The 18,035-nt window shown below is 65.3% G+C and carries 9 protein-coding genes; 2 read left to right on the top strand and 7 right to left on the bottom strand.

What is annotated here, in order from left to right:
* Nucleotides 1–95: 95 nt before the first annotated feature.
* The 7 genes from IPM18_06155 to IPM18_06125 form a co-directional block, all read right to left on the bottom strand.
* Entirely contained in the window at nucleotides 96–1,046 is a 951-nt protein-coding gene (locus tag IPM18_06155) for a lysophospholipid acyltransferase family protein (protein MBK9119171.1), read from the bottom strand.
* Nucleotides 1,047–1,186: 140 nt separating this feature from the next.
* Nucleotides 1,187–2,611 carry a hypothetical protein gene (locus IPM18_06150; protein ID MBK9119170.1) on the bottom strand — a complete coding sequence of 475 codons (1,425 nt, stop codon included), beginning with the start codon at nucleotides 2,609–2,611 and terminating at the stop codon, nucleotides 1,187–1,189.
* Between the two features lie 206 nt (nucleotides 2,612–2,817).
* Complete coding sequence (locus IPM18_06145; protein ID MBK9119169.1) at nucleotides 2,818–3,480, bottom strand: hypothetical protein; 663 nt, start codon at nucleotides 3,478–3,480, stop codon at nucleotides 2,818–2,820.
* Between the two features lie 114 nt (nucleotides 3,481–3,594).
* On the bottom strand, nucleotides 3,595–4,176 hold the full coding sequence (locus tag IPM18_06140) for a hypothetical protein (GenBank protein ID MBK9119168.1): 582 nt from the start codon (nucleotides 4,174–4,176) through the stop codon (nucleotides 3,595–3,597).
* Between the two features lie 115 nt (nucleotides 4,177–4,291).
* Complete coding sequence (locus IPM18_06135; protein ID MBK9119167.1) at nucleotides 4,292–9,223, bottom strand: ATP-binding cassette domain-containing protein; 4,932 nt, start codon at nucleotides 9,221–9,223, stop codon at nucleotides 4,292–4,294.
* Nucleotides 9,224–9,352: 129 nt separating this feature from the next.
* A complete protein-coding gene (locus IPM18_06130; GenBank protein MBK9119166.1) occupies nucleotides 9,353–12,481 on the bottom strand; it encodes an efflux RND transporter permease subunit in 3,129 nt (1,042 codons plus the stop codon).
* Nucleotides 12,478–13,662, bottom strand: coding sequence for an efflux RND transporter periplasmic adaptor subunit (locus tag IPM18_06125; protein MBK9119165.1), 1,185 nt, complete (start codon nucleotides 13,660–13,662; stop codon nucleotides 12,478–12,480). The genes IPM18_06130 and IPM18_06125 overlap by 4 nt, the downstream gene beginning before the upstream one ends.
* A gap of 362 nt (nucleotides 13,663–14,024) precedes the next feature.
* On the opposite strand from IPM18_06125, the gene IPM18_06120 reads away from it, so the two are divergent.
* Nucleotides 14,025–15,881 (top strand): TolC family protein, encoded by a 1,857-nt coding sequence (locus IPM18_06120; protein MBK9119164.1) that lies wholly within the window; start codon nucleotides 14,025–14,027, stop codon nucleotides 15,879–15,881.
* Complete coding sequence (locus IPM18_06115; protein MBK9119163.1) at nucleotides 15,862–18,030, top strand: tetratricopeptide repeat protein; 2,169 nt, start codon at nucleotides 15,862–15,864, stop codon at nucleotides 18,028–18,030. Before IPM18_06120 ends, IPM18_06115 begins: the two co-directional genes overlap by 20 nt.
* Nucleotides 18,031–18,035: the final 5 nt, after the last annotated feature.

Raw genomic sequence — 18,035 nt, 5'->3', positions numbered from 1 at the left:
GCCACCGTTGGCCCGTCGGAATTGGGGCGAATTGTAGCCAGCGCCGTCCTGCCCCGCCAGTGGTCCGGGCCGCCCCCAATTTTCCGTCACCCCAGCTACACCCGACTCAGATGGTCGGGATGCTCCCGCACGTGCGCTGCAATCCCGTCCGCGTAGCGCTGCATGACCGTCGGAATCAGGTCCGCACTCGCCACGTCATCCGCCCCCGGCACATACAGCGGCGGCTTGACGATCAGCCGGAAATAGAAGTTGGGCCGCGATACGACGAACGCCTGACAGATCAGCGCCTCGCAACGCAGGGCAACCTGTAGTGTCCCGATCAGGTACTCTTTCGTTTGTCCGAAGATCTGCACCGGGCAGGTCTTGAGCGTCACACCCCGCACCCGGCTGACATCCAGCGCGCTGCCCACGACCCGGTTCTCCTGAAAACACCGGTAGATGTCGCGCGGAAAACTGTCCGCGTACAGCATGCGGATCGAGGCATACTCCGGAAACGTCTGCGCATACTTCTCCTGCATGTACCTTCGCAGCGACCCCTCATTCCGGTCACGCACGCCCGCGCACCGGTAGCCCAGCAGCGCCATCAGCACCGCCGCGACATGGTGCGAGCCGTGGTGACTCAGCATCACGTAGATTCCGTGCCCCCGGGCCAACGCGGCATCCAGATGCTGCTGGCCGTGAAACCGGATGCGCCGCATGATCTTCTCCCGCGGCAGCCGGTCGAAGATCAAGTAGAACACCTTGTCACAGCGGGTGCGCAGGAAGTAGTCGCGGATGATTGTGTTTTCCCGCGCCCGGGAAAGGCCCTCGGGAAACACACCGGCCAACTCGCGCCGGTACCGCGCCCGGCGGTTGAAGTTAACCAGGTACTCCACGTATCCGAACCACCGGCCGAACAGGTAGAGCCCCTTCAGACTGAACAGTCGCACCCACCCCGCCAGGAACGCCCGCACGAGTGCAAACTTCAGGCGATCGAGCCCTGAGACCTGCTTCTCGGTCGGGGCGACGGGCGGTGAAACCGCTGTCGAGGGCGCGTGCTCGTGCATGAAACTGATCGCATGACCTCTGGGGATCCGGATCGGCGTTACCGCTATTCACTGTCGCCATTGTGCGGGTTGACTCAAGCCCACGCAATAGGTCGCTCGGCGTCGTTCCGCCGGGCGTAGGCCGTCAGATTCAATTCGGCCTAGGCCGTCGCGCCCCCTTCGGCCACGCGCCGCTCGACCGGTGGAGCTGGCGCCGGGTTCGGCTCCGCTGCCTGCCGTGCTCGCCACGTACGAATCTCCAGGCACAGCCGATTCAGGGCTTGCCGCACCTTGGCGATAAACACGTCCAACTGGCTTTGAATCTGCCCATCCGGGTCGTCGAGGTCATCCAGCAGGGCTTCAAGCTGCAGCATCAGGCCCGTTAGCCACTCCGTGTTCAGTGTCCGGATTTCAGCAACCGCGCGCAGGTATTCCTGCTCCGCCCGCTGGTAGACCGTGTCTTCCGGCGGCAGGCGCTGCGCCAACTGGTGGAAACGCTGCACGACCGCGGCGAGGCGCTTGATCTGGGCGGCAACCGCGCGCTCCTGCGACAGCAAGGCCTGCCGCGCTACACGCGTGTCGTGTTCTTGTTCACCAATGTCGATCGCCGCCAGCAGCTTCTCCAGTTCCTGCTCCGCCAGGATGGTCGGCATGAGCATGTGCAGGGCCTGCAGCCGTCGCGCGATCCAGCCCGCTGCGTCCTCGTCCCCAGCGCGTGCGGCTTGCTTGCCCCGTTCCGCCAGCTCACGGATCTGTCGCTGATAGGTAGCGACTCGCCGCAGCAGTTCATCAAACTGCTCTTCACACTGTTGCAACTCCTGCGCCGCGACATGGACCGGATACCGTCGCCGCATGTCGCGTAGTTTATCCAGGGCATACTCCGCCCTAGCGATGTCGTGCTGCCCCACGGCCGTTTCCAGATCATGTACGAGCCGTTCACGGGCCGCCTGGACCTCCTCCGGAGTGGGATACTCGCACCCGCGCACCCGAAATCCCCCCCGTAGTTTGGATTCCTCCATCCGCAACTGGTGTTGCTCGGTTGGGCTCACGCGGCCGCGCAGCGCCGCATAGCGCTCGGCCACAAAACTTCGGACGAGCCCCGCCAAGATCGAATCCGCCGCTACCTCCGGATGGTTCATCGCCCGGGCGGCGACCGCCTCCAGGGAGCGCTCATCGACGGCCGAGCGCATGATGTCTGCACAGATCTGCTGATACACGTCCTGGCGCCGCTTATCGCGCGCGGCCAGTCCCTGCCCAGGCAGCCCGAAGACCGCCAGCCGCACGACCTCCCGCGAGGCGCCGGAAAACTCGCGCGGGCAGGCCGGACCGTCGAGCAAATCGAAGGGTAACTGTGCGTCGGCAGCCAGCCATCCCAGACGCTCCAAGCGGTGCAGCAACACCGGCCCCACGGGATCCGGGAGCGCACCCGTCACCGTTTGGGCCACTTCTTCCGGTCGTAACTCACCGCGTGCGTCGAGCTCCCGTTGCAGCGCGCAAGCGGCCCGGCGCCACCAACGGGCCCAATCCGGCGGCAGTTGCACTGGCGGTTGTAGCGATAACTCGAGCGGCAAGTTTGAATCGACCATCAGGCCTCCGGAAGACATGGATTGCAATCAGAGGCGTCGTTCATCGGAAGTTTACAACGCGAAACTCGCCTGGGGCAAAAAATCTTGCCCCGCGGGACACAACAAGGGACCGGTATCGCGCACGGTAATCAGTGGTGGAATGACAATCCGGCGGAGGAGCCCTCGCACTTTTTACGTCCAGTGTGGGGTTGCAGGCGTTGCGATCCTTACACGGAGCGGCTCAGGACACCGGTACCCCAGGTGCTGGGGTCCACGTTCCAGCCCAGTTCGTCGTCCACGGTGAGGTGCTGGCTGCCACGTTCGGTATCTTTGATCTTATAAAACAGGCCAATGCGAGGGTGCTCGGCGGGGTCCCAACCGTTCAGGCAACTCGCGGGGATCGCGATTTCCAGTTCGTAGCCCGTGCGCTCGACATGTGCCGCCACGCGGACTTGCCGCACATCGACGGGCGGTGGCGGCTCTTTGGCCCGGCTCATGCGATGGGTACCCACGACCGGCTGCAGGCCACGGTTGCCGCCGCCGAGCGGCAGCAGGTAGAAAAAGTGGCAGAAACGGGTGGCGCGTTTCAGGTCGCGGGTATCGCGCGTGTCGATGCAGAGGCGGAGGCCGTCGCCTTTCCACCAGGAGTCGAGATCGCAACGGGGTTTCGTGCGCCGCTGGGTGACTTGGAAGGCAGCGTAGAAGCCATCTTCGTTCCAGCCCCAGTAAACGTCCGCGATGGGGGGCGTACCCTCGATCTCCACAAGGGGCGGTGCGAGATAACGCAGATTCCACTTGCGGACATGGCCATCCACCCGCGGCGGCTTCTGCAGGTAATGGACCGGGAACTCGAACTGGAAGAAGGCACGACGGCAGAGAGCATCGATCATGATGCCGTGATTGTACGCCTGGTGCGCGGAATGCGTGGTATCGTGAGCGACAACCCGCTCCGCAAATCCCAACCAGTGATGCCCCCCGTGTGTTGCTCTGACCTGGCCGGAGCGTCAGTCCTGGCAAGTGAATGTGCCGAAGCCGCTGCTTGCAGGATTGCCGGCGTCGTCCGTTGTACCGAAGAACAGGGCACCGGTGGTGCCGAGCAGTGTGGCCGTGGTGCTGGTCGGTTGTGCTGCCGGAATCGGCTCTATGGCACCCGTACGCGGGTTGTTGCCAGCAAATGTCGTCATCGCGATCGTGAGCACGCCGGCGGCATCCAACGTGTACGTTCCTTCAGAAATCAGAAGAACCTGGACGCCGGTGGCACCGTTGGAAAGCAGAGACTCCTGACGCACGGTGCCGTTGCTGCGGAAGCGCAGGGCTTCGTAGACGTCCACCGTAGTGCTGGAACCGGAAACAATGTTGTTGAGCCGGACACGTGCCCAGCAACCGACAAGCCGGCCTGCGTCGGTGATCGGTGTAGTGGTGTCGTCCGGAGTATCCGCGAACTGGGCAAACAGGAAGTCGTGGTTGACGACGAAGGCGATTCCAGCGGGCAGCTCCGGGGCCACGAACGGCGCGGGGGTGGGGCACCCCCCCAGGCCGAGTGTCACCAACGTGGTACTGGCGGCGAGAGCAAGCAAATGGCGCATGACACGACCTCGCAGGGCGATCTTCAGGGCAGAATGCGAAAGTTGGACGCTGGTGCGAAACGGTAACCGCCCCGGGTCTGATTGGACAGGGCCACACCGGGCGAATGGCAGCCCGTTATACGCCAGAAGCGGTCAACAGGTCGGCGTAGGCCTGCACCGCTGTGCGAATGAAGCGGCGGAACGCGGGCGTGTCGATCTCCTTGCGGTCATGCACGTACACGACCACCGCGTCGTACCCGTCGCGCCGGGGACGGACGTCCACTCTCGGCCAATCGCCGTAGGTTTCCAGGTCGGTGCGTTCGTCGAGTGTCTTGAGACCGAGTTCGGCATTCAGCGTGGCGGCGTGAAAGACCCCGGGTGCGGATCGGAAGTAGAGCTCGACGAGCCACTCGCCGCCGGTCAGCGCGTGAAGGAACCAAACCGGTGCCTCGACGGCTGTGACTTCAACGCTGGCGCGTTCGCCCCAATGGGTCTCGGTGAAAATACTCGCCGTACCCGGCCGGCGGAGACGCCGTCCTTCCCGCTCCACAAGCTCGATCACCAGTGCGAGGGCGGACGGTTCCCAACGCCGCGGGCGCTCGGATCGGCTGCTGCGTTGTTCGAGGTGCCACTTGCGGCCATCGACCTGCCACGGCATGCGCACTTCGGTGCCGATCCTGCCGAGGCCGGCACGCTCCGCGGCGAGGGTCTCCGCGGCGTGGGTGGCAGGATCGTAAACTTCGCGTTCCGCATGGGGTCCAGCCGCGAGCACGGGCGCGAGGGCGGCGGCCGTATGGCTGGTGGTGCTGGCGATGAGAGTCTCAGGGGGGCCGGCGGCGACAAGGCGGCCTCCACCGATGCCGGCTTCGGGACCGAGATCGATGATCCAGTCGGCGCACTTGAGGACATCGAGATTGTGCTCGACGACCAAGACCGAGTTGCCGAGGTCGACCAGGCGCTGCATCACCGTCAGCAGCTTGCGCACATCGTCGAAATGGAGGCCGGTGGTGGGCTCGTCGAGAATATAGAGTGTTCGGCCGGTGTCCGGCTTACCGAGCTCCGTAGCGAGTTTGACGCGCTGGGCTTCGCCTCCGGACAGGGTGGTCGCGGACTGGCCGAGTTGCACGTAGTCGAGCCCGACATCCGCGAGCGTTTGCAGCATGCGGCGGATGCGTGGCACGTTTGCGAACATCTCGAGCGCTTCGGCGACGCGCAATTCGAGCACGTCGGCAATGGTACGACCCTTGTAGCGAACTTCGAGGGTTTCGGGGTTGTAGCGACGTCCGCGACAGGTCTCGCACTCGACCCAGACGTCAGGCATGAAATGCATCTCGATGCAGCGCTGGCCATACCCCTGACAAGCTTCACAACGTCCACCGGGGCGGTTGAAACTGAAGCGGTTGGCGGTGTAGCCGCGAACCTTGGAGTCGGGAAGGCGGGCAAAGAGCTCACGAATCCAGTCGAACACACCGGTGTACGTGGCTGGATTGCTGGAAGGCGTGCTGCCGATAGGCAACTGGTCGACGTTGATGACCTTGTCGAGGTGCTCGCTACCGAGCAGTTCGTCGTGTTCGCCGACGGTGAGGCCGGCGCGCTGCAAGCGGTTGGCGAGCGCGGGCCAGAGAATATCGTTGACCAGCGAACTCTTGCCGGAGCCGGAAACGCCGGTTACGCAGACGAAGCGACCAAGGGGGATCTCCATGGTAATGTTCGCCAGATTGTGCTGGCGTGCTCCCCGTACCACCAGCCAGCCGGCGGGTTCGGCTGGATCCAACGGCTGGGGCAGTGGCCGGCGCAAGGCAGCGCGAACCGGCCGGCGTGCTGTCTGGCTGCCGCGCGGGCGTTGGGGGCGCCTGGCGCCCGGCGCTGCCGCAGGGCGAACCTCCGGGGCACCCGTGGCGGGGACGGGTCGGCGGTTCGTGGGAATAGCGATCGCCGCCTCGCCGTTGAGGTAGGCCCGCGTAAGCGAGGAGAGCTCCTCCCCCTCGGGCTCAACGCCCGTGCCAGGGGACGGCGGCCGAGCCAGTTCGGCCGGGGTGCCTTGTGCCACGATGCGTCCGCCGAAGCTGCCGGCGCGCGGGCCGAAATCGAGCAGGCGGTCGGCGCTGGCGATCACGTCGCGGTCGTGCTCGACGAGCAGCAACGTATTGCCGAGATCGCGCAAGCGCAGCAACGCTCTTACGAGTCGCCCGGTATCGCGTGGATGGAGACCGATGGTGGGTTCGTCGAGTACGTAAAGCACGCCGGAAAGCCCACTGCCGATCTGGCTCGCGAGGCGGATGCGCTGGGCCTCGCCGCCGGAGAGCGTCGGTGCGGCCCGGTGCAGCGTGAGATAATCAAGCCCGACGTCGATCAGGAAATGCAACCGGTCGTGAATCTCCTTCAGCAGCTCGCCCGCAATCTGCCGCTCCTCGCGTGTCAGGTCAAGGTCGCGGAAAAATGACGCAACCGCATTCAGTGGCAGGTCACAGATTTCGACGATGGTGCGACCGGTGCCTGCGTGTCCGAGTCGCGTCGCGGCGGATTCGGGTCGCAGGCGCCCGCCGTGGCAGGTGACGCAGGGAATCTCCGTCACGATATTCCGCAGCTTGAAGCGGAATGACCACGAGTTGCGCGTGGCCGCATCGATCGTGGGGAAGAACCCGTTCCAACGGAAGCGGAGGCCATCACCGTCGGCGTCGATCCAGCCGCGCGCTCCGCCGCCCGAGCCGGCCGTCCCGAAGAGTAAGGCGCGCTTCTGCGCAGGAGTCCACTCGGACAGCGGGGTCTGGGGTGGGACCCCCAGCGTACCGCACAGCGCGACCAGCAGTCGGCCGAGCGGAGTGCCGGGGCCGATCTTCGACCAGCCGGCGACGGCCCCATCGAACAGGGAGCGCTCAGGGTGTGGGATGATGGCGGCGGCGGGGGCGCCGCGCTGTACGCCGAGACCCTCACAGGTCTCGCACCAGCCGAGTTGGCTGTTGAAGCTGTAGTGATTCGGACCGATCTCCTCGTAGCTGGTGCCACAGCGCGTACAAACCAGCCGTTGCGAGAAGAGGAACTCGCGCGCGGGCGTCTGTTGCACTCGGTACGCCACCGGCGCCGCTGTCCCGTCCCCCGGGACGGTTTCCGTGTCAGGGGCCGTGTCATCGTGCGGTTCGTGCGTTTCGACCGCTTCCACCAGCAGCGTGAGCAGGCCGTTGCCGAGGGCCAAAGCATGTTCGATGCTCTCTGCGAGGCGACTGCGACCGGCCTGGCGAACCACGGTGCGGTCGACCACGATCTCGACGCGGTGCTTGCGGCGTGCATCGAGGGTGGTGGCCTGGGCGGTCAGGACGATCTCGCCGTCGATGCGGACGCGCGTGTAGCCCGATGCTTTGAGCCGCTGGAACAGGCCGGCATACGTCTCCCCATCTCCGAGTTGCACGGCTGCCAGGATGATGATGGGTGTGCGTTCGCCGAACTGCAGCACGCGCTCGACGATCTCGTCCGCGGTTTGCGTGCCGATGGGAACGGCGCACTTCGGGCAATAGCGCCGCCCGGCCCGGGCCCAGAGAACCCGCATGTAGTCATAAATTTCGGTAACGGTGCCGACCGTCGAACGCGGGCTCTTGCCGGCGCTGCGCTGCTCGATGCAGATTGCGGGTGAAAGCCCCTCCACATGCTCGACGCGCGGCTTGGCGAGTTGGCCGAGGAACTGGCGGGCATAGGCGGACAGGGATTCGACGTACCGGCGGTAGCCCTCGGTAAAGACCGTGTCGATGGCGAAGCTGGTCTTGCCGGAACCGGAGACGCCGGTGCAGACAGTCAAGCGCTCGCGGGGGAACGATACGGAGAGGTCGCGCAGATTGTGCTGCCGCGCGCCGACGACCGTGACGGCGGTATGTGCGGGCGGTGCAGGCGATCGAGGTGCTGCGGCCGAATCCGGAGCGGACGTGCTCTCGGGGGGATAGCGGTCCGGCCATAGCACCGAGCGGAGTGCGCGGCCCGTGTCGGAGGCAGCGCAATGGGCCACGTCTTCGGGGGTGCCGGTGATGACGATGTGGCCGCCGCCTTCACCGCCCTCCGGACCGAGATCAATGACCCAGTCGGCCGTCTTGACGACGTCAAGATTATGCTCAATCACGACGACGGTGTTGCCGGCGTCGACGAAACCGTGCAGAACGGCGAGCAGGCGGCGGATATCGGCGAAGTGCAGGCCGGTGGTGGGTTCGTCGAGCACATAGAGCGTACCCCCGGTGGGTTTCTTGACGAGTTCACGCGCGAGCTTGATGCGCTGGGCCTCGCCGCCGGAGAGCGTGGTGCTGGCCTGACCAAGCTGGAGGTAGTCCAGGCCGACGTCATGCAGCGTCTGGAGCATGCCGCGAATGCGCGGCACGTTCTCGAAGTGCGCGAGGGCCTCCGCGACCTCCATATGCAGCACATCGGCGATGGACTTGCCCTTGTGCCGCACCTGGAGTGTCGCATGGTTGAAGCGCTGTCCCTCGCACACGGGGCAGGTCACCCAGACATCGGCGAGGAAGTCCATCTCGATTCGATTTGCGCCATTGCCTTCGCAGGCCTCACACCGGCCGCCCCCGCGTGCGGCGGGCACGTTGAAGCTGAAGCGGCCGGGCTTGTAACCGCGCAGCTTGGCATCGGGCAGCTTGGTGAAAAGCGCGCGAATCTCGTCAAAGACCTTGATATAGGTCGCGGGATTCGAGCGCGGTGTGCGACCGATAGGCGTCTGGTCAATCGCGATGACTTTGTCGAGGGCGTCTTTCCCCTCCACGGCCGTGTGCAGACCAGGTTCGAGCGAAGTCGCGGCGTTGAGTTCCCGGGCGAGAACCTTGTACAGAATTTCGTTGACCAGCGAGCTCTTGCCGGAACCCGAAACCCCGGTCACACAGGTAAAGCGCCCCAGCGGAAATCCGACGTCGATGTTGCGCAGGTTATTCTGTCGCGCACCACGAATGGTGAGCCAGCGCACGGAACCGCTGGTGGGCGTAGCAGCCGACCCGGCGGCAGTGGGTCGAACCGCGCTCGGTGCAGGAGAAGAGCCGGACCGTCCGGCGGCGGGAGCCGGCTTGGAACGTGGTGACGGTGGCATGCGCCGGGTGATCCAGGGCCGAAGGCATCAGGATGTTCGCCACACCACGGTGGCGAAACGAGGAATAATAGCACATTGTGGCGGGCGCACGCGAACCGGTGGGAGTGGGCTGTGGTGGGCCGCCCGATGTCAACCGGAAGTCGGCCCGTGGACGGCGTCCGGTGTGCCCCCGGACAGCCGCCGGAGAAAATGTGTGGCACGCATCAGCATGACATAGAGCGTTGGCACGACCACCAGTGTGAGCAGCGTCGCGAAGGCGAGCCCGTAGATGACCGCGATCGCCATGCTGGCCCACCATTGACTCGACTCGCTCCGCAGGTTCCAGGAAAGTTCGCGGAAGTCGAAACTGATCCCGACGGCCATTGGGATCAGGCCCAGAATCGTCGTCACCGCCGTCAGCAGCACCGGCCGCAGGCGCGTGGCCCCGGCTTGTATCGCAGCAGCGACCAGCGCGATCCCCTCGGCCTGGAGCTGGCGCGTGTAGGCGAGCAGCACGATGGCGTTGTTGACGACGACGCCCGCCAGACTGATGACCCCGACCCCGGTCATGATGATGCCGAAGGGCATATGGTTGATCAGCAGGCCGGCGAAGACGCCGATGAGCGAGAGCACCACCGTCATGAGAATGATGAACGGGACAATCAGCGTGTTGAATTGCGCGACGAGAATCAGCAGGATCAGGAAGACGGCGAGCAGGAACGCCTGGGACAGGAAGGCCGCCGCCTTGTCCTGCTCCTCCTTCTCACCGGCATAGTCGAGGCGGTAGCCCGGCGGAAGCGACGCGACGAAGGGCTCCAGGGCCTGCTGGACGTCCGCGAGCACGTCGGTGGAGAGACGGCCTTCGGCATCCCCCAGAAGACTGATGACGCGGCGCTGGTCGATACGGCGGATCGTGCCGAAGCCGCCGGTATACTCGAACTCCCCGAGCGAGCTGAGGGGAATCGAAGCGCCCCGCAGGTTGGGAACCCGTAGCCGGAAAAGATCATCGATCTGGGTGCGCTGCGCCTCGGGCAGGCGGATGGTGATGTCATACTCGTCGTTGAACTGCCGGTATTTGCCGACCTCCGAACCGAAAACCGCGGTCTTGAGAAAATTCCCCACAATCGCGGTGTTCACACCGAGCAGCATGGCCCGCTGCCGGTCCACGCGGAAGGCCAGCTCCGGGCGGGCCTTCTCGTGATCGCTCCGCAGGTTCACCAGGCCGGGCACGTTATCAATCCGGGTGCGGGCGGTCTCGCTCAATTCCTCCAGCAATGCGAAGTCGCGGCCGCTGATGCGCACCGTGACGGCGGCGCCGGTGGGCGGTCCTTCCTCTTCCTTCTCAACACGGATTTCGGCACCGCTGAGATCGGCGAGGGCCGTGCGGATTTCGGCGAGGGCCTCGGCCGAGGGGCGCGGACGGTGCTCGTACTCGTGGAAGATCAGTGTGATATTCGCGAGATGCTCGCCGGAAGTGCTCCCGAAATCCGCGCCGCCGCCGCTGAAGCCAACGTTCGCCACGACATTGACGAGGTCGGCCGCGAAAGGTTCGAGCCGTCTCTCGATCTCCCGCACGAGTGCATCGACCTCGGCAACATTGGTGCCCTGCGGCGTCCGGACACTGATGCTGCCCCGCCGCGGGTCGAATTCCGGAAACAGCTCCACGCCGTAGTCGCGTTTGGTGTAGAGCATGGCAATCGCCACCAGCACCAGCAGCACGGTGAGAATCGTGGTCATGCGGTAGCCCAGTACGCCGGAGAGGACCCGGCGGTAGGTGCGCAACAGAAGCGGCTCCTGTCCGGTACGCCGCCGCGGCGCCCGTGCGAGGAGAGCGCTCAGCACCGGCGTGATGACCAGCGCGATCAACAGCGAACTGAGCAGCACGATGATCAGCGTGATGGGAAGGTACTTCATAAACCCACCCATGATGCCCGGCCAGAACACCATGGGCGCAAAAGCCGCCACCGTCGTGAAGGTCGAGGTGATGACGGGCCAGGCGACCTCGCGTGTGCCGATCAGGGCCGCCTGCAAACGCTGCCCGCCCAAGGCGTAGTGTCGGTCGATGTTCTCCACGATCACGATCGCGTTGTCGACCAGCATGCCGACCGCCATGATGAGACTGAAAAGCACGATCATGTTGAGCGTGTAGCCCAGCAAGTCGATGACGATGAAGCTGAGCAGCATGGCCGCGGGAATGGCCGTGGTGACGACCAGGGCCGGCCGCCATCCCATGACCAGCACCAGCACCACGACCACGAGCAGCATGCCGGAGAGCAGACTGTTTTCGAGGTCGCGCACCATCGCTTCGACATCCTGAGACTGGTCGAGCGTCACCGCGACGGAGATGCCGGGCGGGGCCAGGCGCTCGAATTCGGCCAGCACGGCGCGCACGCGGCCGGCGATTTCGAGGATGTTCGCACCGACGCGCTTCTGCACCGTCAGCGTGACGGTGTCCTGCCCGTTGAGGCGCGAGAACTGGGTGCGATCCTTGTAAGTATCACGGATTTGCGCGACGTCGGTCAGGTAGATCGGCCGGCCGTCGCGGATGGCGAGCATCAATCCGTCCACATCACCCGGATCGACGAACTCGGCCGGCACGCGGACATTGAACCGCACGCCGGGTGTCGCCAGTCCACCCGCCGAGATGTTGACGTTTTCGGCCGGTACAAGGCCCAGAATCTCGCTGAGCGTCAGATCATAAGCCGCCAGGCGATCCTGATCCGTCTCGATGCGAATCTCGCGCTCCGGGGCCCCGAGAATCTCGACACTGAGCACTCCGGGGATGGCTTCGAGTTCTTCCTCGAGGGCGTCGGCGAGCTCCTTGAGTTGCAGCGGCGGTAACGACCCCGAAAGATTGATCATCATGATCGGAAAGTCGGCGAAGCTGACCTCCGTGATCGTGGTTTCTTCCGCGGTGTCCGGCACATCCCGCCGTGCGCGATCCACCCGGTCGCGTACGTACTGCATCGCGTCGTCGACGAGCACGTCGGGCAGGAACTCGATGGCGATGGTCGAGAGCCCCTCCGCGCTCGTCGAGGTCATTTGCTTGACACCCTTCAGACCGGCCAGCTCCTTCTCGATCTTGAGCGTGACGGCCGTTTCGATGTCGGCGGGCGCAACCCCCTCATAGGGTGTTGAAACGATGATGACCGGAACAGGCACGTCCGGCGACGCCTCACGCGGCAGTCCGATGTAGGCCTGCAAGCCGAATACGAAGATCAGCAGCGTGAGGACGCCGACGGTCGTACGGTTGTAGAGCGCGGCATCGGACAGAATCACGGCGCCGCACTCCCGACCCATTCCGTCGCCGGTTCGCCCCGTTCCGTCGGCGCGGGGTGCGTCGCGGTGATCTGCACCGGCTGGTCCGGCCCCACGTAGCGGTGGCCGCGGACGATCAGTGCCTCGCCGCCGTTCAAGCCGGCCAGGATCTGCACGCGTGTGCCCTTGATGAAGCCGAGTTCGACGGTGCGGCGGATGGCGACACCATCCTCAACCACGAAGACGATGCGGGCGTCATGGAAAGGAATCACGCTCGCGAGTGGGATCATGACCACTTCGTCCAGGACGCGGCGGGTGAGCTGCACGCGGACGATCTGCCCGCTGCGCAACCGTCCTGTGGGGTTCGGCAGCAGCAATTCCATGCGGGTCGTGCGGGTCTCCGGGGTGGCCAGCGCATCGATGTAGACGATGCGGGCCGTGGGTATGACGTCGGAGGGCAGGCCGAGCAGGGTGGCCGGGCCGCCGGTTGAGAACCAGCCGACTTCTCGTTCCGGCACATCGACGAGAATGCGAACGGGGTCGATCTCGACGATCTCGGCGACGAAATCACCGATGTTGGCATACTCACCAGGTTCGAGCGGCAACTTGTTGAGCACGCCGCTGCGCGGAGCATAGAGGGTGGCCCGGTCGAGGGCCCGCTCGGCTTCAGCGAGGTCGGCGGCGGCGATATCACGGCGGGTGCGGGCATCGTCGAGTTCGGTGGGGGAGGTGGAACGGCGCTCGTACAGATCCTGCAGACGGCGGAACTCACGGTCGTCGAACTCGAACTGCGCCTGGGTCCGCGCGAGACGGGCCCGCAGTAGCTCGTCGTTCAGATAGACCAGGGGCTGACCCGCGATGACGAAATCGCCTTCGATCAGCGGCGGCGCATGGGGTTCGGTGCTGCGTGGTGCCCAGCGCTCCACGCGTGCGGGTATTTCCGACGAGACCCGCACCACCGCGTTGGGGGCCACGATGCCGGTCAACTCGAAGCTGTCCGGGAAATCGCGCTCCCGCACCACCGTCAGCACGTCTACGTTCACCGGTGGTCGCGCTGTGGCGACGACCTCCGCCTGCTGTCCCGGAATCCAGGCCACCAGCACGACCAGTGCGACAGCGGCGCCGAGCACCGGAACGGCCACGCGGAGGCGGTGGAGGAATCCGCCCGCAGGTGGAGTGCCATCCTGTTGTCTTGCCGACATCAAACCCGTCCTGAACCCCGCGCGGCTTGCCATACCACTGCCGCGCAATCGCGCCATTCTACCATGCACCCGACGGTACTGCGCGGGCGATGGACAACGATCGACAAATTGCCGCTCGCAGGCCGGAAGGGACGATCCGGCCGCCCGTTCACAAGGCCCTCCGGCGGTTCCGCGGGTGTTCCCAAGCGTCCACACGGTGTGTTACAGCCCCCGGGCGACACAACGTGGTCCGTTTGACACGCGCGCGCGCGGCTCTCTATCATTGCCCCACGATTCGTGGCCCGCGCGGATCAGCCGGCTGTGGGCACCGCAGCTTGGGCGGCCGGTACGTCGCATAACCACGGGAAGCAAAGGCAGAGGGTATGAGCTGGATGCGTCTTGCAACCGTTGCCGCCGCACTGCTGCTGCTGGGATGCCAGCAATCTCAACCGACCGAGCTCGACGGATCGATCGCGGCGTACCGTGATCGCATGCTGAGCGAACACGCGCAGCACGCGCCGGCAGAGACCGCGCGGCGGCCCGCCCGGGCTCCGGTGGCCGTTCCGGTTACCTGGCAGGAGGCCTTGGGCCCGCGCGAGGCGCTGCTTGTGCAGCCGCAGGTCGATTACGTCCCGCGCCCCACCGAGGTGCTGTTTGAACTGCCCGATCCGGCCGAAGCCCGCGAAGTTTTTCGCGTGCGGCTGGAACGCCTACGGGACGACCAGGCCGGCCGCCGCGATCAACGGATCGTGCAGATGTTCGAGCGTGTGGTGCAGAAGTCGGAAGAGTACCTGCAGAAACTCGACCGGCCCGGGACGGCTCGGCCGCTCAGTCTGGCGGAATGCCTCCTGCGAACCCTGGAGCACAATTACGGGATTCGGATCGAAGCGTACACCCCCGCGATCAGCCAGACGCAGATCGTCGAGGCGGAGGCGCGTTTCGACGTCGAGTTCTATCTCGATACCGCGTATGCCCTGCGCGACCAACCGACGGCGCAGACCTTCGCCGCCGGGCAGGCGGATACGCGTTCCATTGAGGCCGGGTTCCGACAACTACTACCGACCGGGGCGCAGGCGTCGGTCGCGCTGGGTCAGGCGCGGTCCAGCACGAACCTGCCGGCGCAGTTCCAGTCCATGAACCCCACCTACGATACGACCTTCACCGCGCAGTTGCGGCAACCGCTGATGCGCGGCTTCGGACTGGATCTGAACCGCGCGCAGATCGAGATCGCCCGACGGGACTACAACGTCAGTCGTGAGCAGTTCATCCAGCGGGTGCGGGACACCCTGTTCGAAGTCGAGCAGGCCTACTGGCAGCTTGCCCAGGCCCGCCGCCGCGTAAGCATCCTGGCGGAAACGGTCGCGCAGAATTTCGTGACCAAGGAGAACATGGTCGAGCGCCTGCCGCACGATGCAACCGAAGTTGAGGTGCAGAATGCCACCTCGAGCTGGCGCACTTCGGAAGTGCAGTTCCTCGAGGCCGTGAAGCTGGTCAAGGACGCTGAGGACCGGTTGAAGAACCTCATGAACGATCCCGAACTCACCCTGGCAGCGGACATCGAGTTATTGCCGACCGAGGTCCCGTATGTTTCTCCGATGCTGCTGGATCACTTCGCCGAGGTGCGTACGGCCATCGACGAGCGCAGCGAGATCCGCCAGGCGCGTGAGCGCATTGAACAGGCGCGTATCAGTACGTCGGCCGCGAAAAACGCGATCCTGCCGCAGCTCGACCTTAACTTCACCTATCAGGTCCAGGGGATGGGCGGCACGGCGGATAACTCGTTTGACAACCTGACGACCAACCGGTTCATCTCTTACTCCGTCGGTGTGCAGTTCGCCTACAACTTCGGCGAGCGCCGGGCGCGCGCCGCGCACCAGCGCGCCCGCCACCAGGAAGCACAGTCGGTCGTGGCGCTGAATCAGATCGTCGATTTCATCGTGGAAGAAGTGAACCAGAGCGTGCGCACGCTGACCGTACGGTATTCGCAGTTGCCGCCCGCCCTGGGCTCGGTGCAGGCGGCGGTCGCGAACCTGCGGGCGCTGCAGGCGCGGACGGCCCAGCTCGATCCGAATTATCTCCAAACCGAGCTGACCGCGGTCGAAAACCTGGCCGCCCGGCGGTCCACGCTGCTGCAAGTCATCATCGAGTACAACATCGCGCTCGTTCAGCTCGAAAAGGCCAAGGGCACGTTGCTGCACTACAACAACGTGACGGTGGTCGATGGGCAGAAGAGCCGCTGAGCCGCTGTCGGAATCGGCCGGCAAGCCAGCAGTCTGGCTGCGCCGACTGCGATCACCGTGGCTGGCCGTCGCCCTGGGCGTGCTCTGCTACCTCAATTCCCTCGGCAACGGCTTCACCTACGACGACAAGCCGATCATCGAGGAGCACCCGCGTACGCAGCAGCACCTGGCCGCGCGCGAGATTTGGCTGCGCGACTGGTGGTATCCTCCCGAGGGTCGCTCGGACATCGCCCCCCGTCGCGACTGGCTCTACCGTCCGTTGACCGTTTTCACCTTCGTCTTGAACCATGCGGTCGGTGGATTGCGGCCGTTCGGCTTTCACCTGCTGAACGTAGTGCTGCACGCGACCGTGTGTGGGTTGGTCTGGTGGTTTGCGCGACGATTGACAGGAGACGCCACTATCGCGGCCCTCGCGGCCGTACTTTTTGCCGTACATCCAGTGCATGTTGAAGCGGTGGCGAACATCGTCGGTCGGGCTGAAGTGCTCACCGCGCTGTTCCTGCTCGCGGGCCTCGTGGTGCTGCTGCCCCCCGGACAGGCGCCGAGTGTGCGCCGCGGTTTCGCTGCGGCCCCGTTCTTCCTGCTTGCGCTGCTCGCCAAGGAGACGGCTGTTTGCTATGTCGCCCTGGCCGTCCTCGTGCTGCATCATCACACCCGTGTGGCACGCCCGCGCCTGGATTGGTGGGCACGGCAGGTTGGCGTGCTGGTGCTGCCACTGGTGGTCTATTTCCCACTACGGTTCATCGCGCTCGAGTACCGCCTGCTGCGTGAGCACCCACCCACCCACTGGTTCAACCCGCTGGTCGATGCGCAGTGGCCGGAGCGCGTTCTCGCCGCGTTCACCATCCTGGGCCATTACACCCGGCTGCTGATCGCCCCGGCGAAACTGAGCAGCGACTACGGTGTCGCGATCGTCGATCCGCAGGCCGGTTTCAATGCCATGACCGCGGTGGGCCTGGGGACCACGGTCGCCCTGCTGATCGGTCTCGCCGGCTATCTGCGAAAAGACGGGTTATGGCGACTGATCGCCGTCCTCGTGGCGTTGACGCTCGCCAGCTACGCCCTCATTTCAAACACGGTCCTGCTGATCGGTGTGACCGTCGCCGAGCGGTTGGTGTACTGGCTCTCGGTACCGGTGCTGATCCTTTTTGCGGCCGGAGCCGTTGCGTTCTGGCGACACCAGTGCGCGCCCGGCCGGCCATTGGCCCATCGTGCGCGGCTGCTCGCGACACTCGGTACCCTGCTCATCGCCACGTTCGGGCTGCGCACCGTCTTGCGCAACTCGGATTGGGTGGACAACGCGACACTGTTCGAGCGTGATGTCGCGAACTGGCCCCAGGGTTTGCATCTGAATGTCGGGCACGCGGAGACACTGCTCGATCGCGCGGAGACACTGACGCGCCCCGGCAGCGAGGAGCGGATTCAGTTGCTGCGGCTGGCGCTGCAGCATTGCAACCGGGCGCTCGAGGTCGATCCGGCGAATACGGGTGGTCTGCTCGCACGGGCGCGGACTTGGGCCCTGCTCGGCGACCTCGAGGCGGCAGCACGCGATGCAGAGACGGCTCTCGTGTTGAATCCCGAGAATCGTGACGCCCGCAAGTTGGTCGACCTGATCGGGGGAACCGACGCGGAGACCACCGCGCGGCGCGCCGCACTCGAGGCCCGCCTCGCGGTCGAGCCAGAGGATTGGGTGGCGCTGCGCGCGTATGGCTTGTTGATGCTGGACCTGGGTCGGCCGGAACTCGGACGCGAGCCGCTGGAGCGCGTGGTGGCTGCGCATCCGACGGACCTGTCTGCGCGCCGTGCGCTGGGGCAGATTTACCAGGGCCTGGGTCGAACTGCGGAAGCCCGTGGTGCGTACGAGCAAGTGCTTGAACAGGATCCGAATGACTGGATGACGCACGCGAATCTTGGGTACCTGCTGGTGTCCGTCGCCCCGGAGCGGGCGCTCCAGCATGCCCGACGGGCCTACGAATTGATGCCGAGTGATCCGCGCACGGGCCTCAACTACGCCGAAACGCTGGCAGCCGTGGGTCGGCGGAACGATGCCATTCGCATCCTCGAACAGACCCGGCGCAACATCCAGCCCGATTCACCCCTGCGTACCGCGGTGGACGGCCGCATTCGTGTCTTGCGCAGCCAGCGCTGATCGCG

This window comes from Phycisphaerales bacterium (genome assembly GCA_016716475.1).
Lineage (GTDB): Bacteria > Planctomycetota > Phycisphaerae > UBA1845 > Fen-1342 > JADJWG01.
The sequence above is the reverse complement of the archived record's forward strand: the minus strand, read 5'-3'. Positions and strand labels throughout refer to the sequence as shown.